The sequence below is a fragment of the Streptococcus caballi DSM 19004 genome (assembly GCF_000379985.1).
Classification (GTDB): Bacteria; Bacillota; Bacilli; order Lactobacillales; family Streptococcaceae; genus Streptococcus; species Streptococcus caballi.
The window spans coordinates 1-2,153 of the sequence record NZ_KB904112.1; the positions used below are offsets into that span (position 1 = coordinate 1).

Annotated in this window: 3 pseudogenes; 2 read left to right on the plus strand and 1 reads right to left on the minus strand. The window is 38.2% G+C overall.

The features are described from left to right. Positions 1-420: 420 nt before the first annotated feature. Positions 421-637 (minus strand): annotated as a pseudogene (locus A3GS_RS12490) (IS30 family transposase); the annotation flags it as partial. Between the two features lie 67 nt (positions 638-704). On the opposite strand from A3GS_RS12490, the pseudogene A3GS_RS12495 reads away from it, so the two are divergent. Next, positions 705-924: pseudogene (locus tag A3GS_RS12495) on the plus strand (transposase); the annotation flags it as partial. A gap of 29 nt (positions 925-953) precedes the next feature. Next, positions 954-1,793, plus strand: a pseudogene (locus A3GS_RS11800) (transposase); the annotation flags it as partial. Positions 1,794-2,153: the final 360 nt, after the last annotated feature.

Below are 2,153 nucleotides of genomic sequence, written 5' to 3' on the forward strand. Positions count from 1 at the left end.
ACCGCAAATATTTTGTTTGGGCTAGCCCAAACAGCTTAACCTCTGGAGCTCTAATTATCAATGAACTTGTTGCACTTGACTTGACAAGTGGGGATTTTTTTATTTTCCTCAATTGTCGCCAAATTTTAAGTTGAAGTTAGCCACTTTGTACAAACTCTCTGGGAGATTTATAATCAAGCACTTTTTGGGATAGTTGTTGATCCAATGTTCAATATTTCTACGATCTGCTAGTGTTAGCTGTTTTCCTTTTAGTGTATAATAGTCTTGCATCTCAGACTTCTTCTAATTATTGTAGTGATTACATTATATCTCTCTGAGATGTTTTTTCATACCCTAAGTGGTTAACTTCATTTAGAACTTTCATTTTCTCAATTGTCAAGTCAAGTTGCAACAGCATTCATACTGAGCTAGAATACTTTTTTAGGCTGTTTGGGCTAGCGCAAGCAGAAAATACGCGATTTTATACTTGTGAAGTCGTCTAGGTCTGTCATTGATAGCAGAGACGTAGTGATTAAGTTCTTCTGTCGTTAATGGGTTAAAAAAAGAAACTCTATCAGAAGACCGTTGAGGGCCTCATTTGTTTCTCTTTCATGAGAAGAATAGGGATATAGTAAATCTCTACCCCCTTCACATCAGACTGAATAGGTTATACTAAACTAAACAGAAAAATAAAGTGTTCTACACTAAAGAAGTAGGAGAAAAATATGTCTAGAAAAATTCGCCGTCACTTCACTGACGAGTTCAAACAACTCTTGTTGACCTTCACATGCAGGAAGAAAACGCAGTGAACTGATCAAAGAATATAATTTAACTCCCTCAACCTTTGACAAGTGGATCAGACAGGCAAGAACAACTGCTTCCTTCAAGTCTGTTGATAATTTGACAGATAAGCAGCGTGAGCTAATGGAACTCAGAAAACGAAATAATACTCAATGAAAATCGACCTATGTTCAAGAAACTTGCGTGACCCCAGCCGTTTCTATCAGAATTTGACTGATGATATTGTCCGTACTAAAAACAGGTTACACAAGGTCTTGCAAGTCACTTTCCCTGATTTGGAGAACCTCTTGGCAACGCAAACTGGAGAACAATACTGGAACTTAGCCACTGCTTTTCCCTGCAAGGGCTTTGTGCTAGATTTGAACCATACTGAACCTATCAGCTATCATTCGTCAATCCATCTCAAAACGCATCTCTGACAAGCGTGTGGCTTACTTAGCAGAGAAACTAACTGCACCAGCTAATCGATCTTATTGCGCCGCCAAGAAAACCTCTCCAATGATGGAAGAGGTCAAATACTATGCACAAGAATTAATCAGACTTTCTGAACACGCAGGAAAGCTGTCTTAGATCAAATGGTTACTCTAGTTAAGCCCTTACCAGAATATGAGATCCTTCTCTCTATTCCTGGTATCGCAGAGACTACTGCAACAAGCATTATTGGCGAACTCGGTGACATTCGGCGGTTTCATTCTGCCAATCAAATTAACGCCTTTATCGGCATTGATCTTAGGCACTATGAATCTGGAAACTTTTTGGCACAGGAACACATCACCAAACGCGGCAACCCTTATGCCAGGAAGATTCTTTTCAAATGCATTCATAATATTGCTTCAGCTAGTCACACCAAGCCGTACCATATCGCAGACTTTTATGAGAAACGAAAAAGACAATCGCAAACGACTTCAACCAAGCCACACACGATTGCCTCCATACATCATCTCATTCGGACAATGTATTACCTCATAACGCATAACAAACTTTACGATTATACTTCAACCAAAAATCAATAAAGGGGTTATGCACTATTATTGTAACACCTTATCAAAAATCATAAATTAAGGTGTTGGTTTTGCATGCACTTTTTCCGCTAATCTTTAGTGGAAAATAAGATGACTCCCTTATGTAGGCTCTATAATATCTGTAATGGGTAACTCCGCTAAGGAGATTATGGAGCTTTTTTGAGTGTTGAAAAAGTCCCATATGACTTATAATGGAAAGCGACCAAACCATCATTAGAAAGACTCATATAGAACATCTTTTAATACCACAGATTTAATCGGATTAAAAGAGAAAAATATCGAAATTTTATTTGTCTTACAGCACCAAACCCACATCGTGATACGGGCAAAGTTGGATTATCAAGCTTCTGA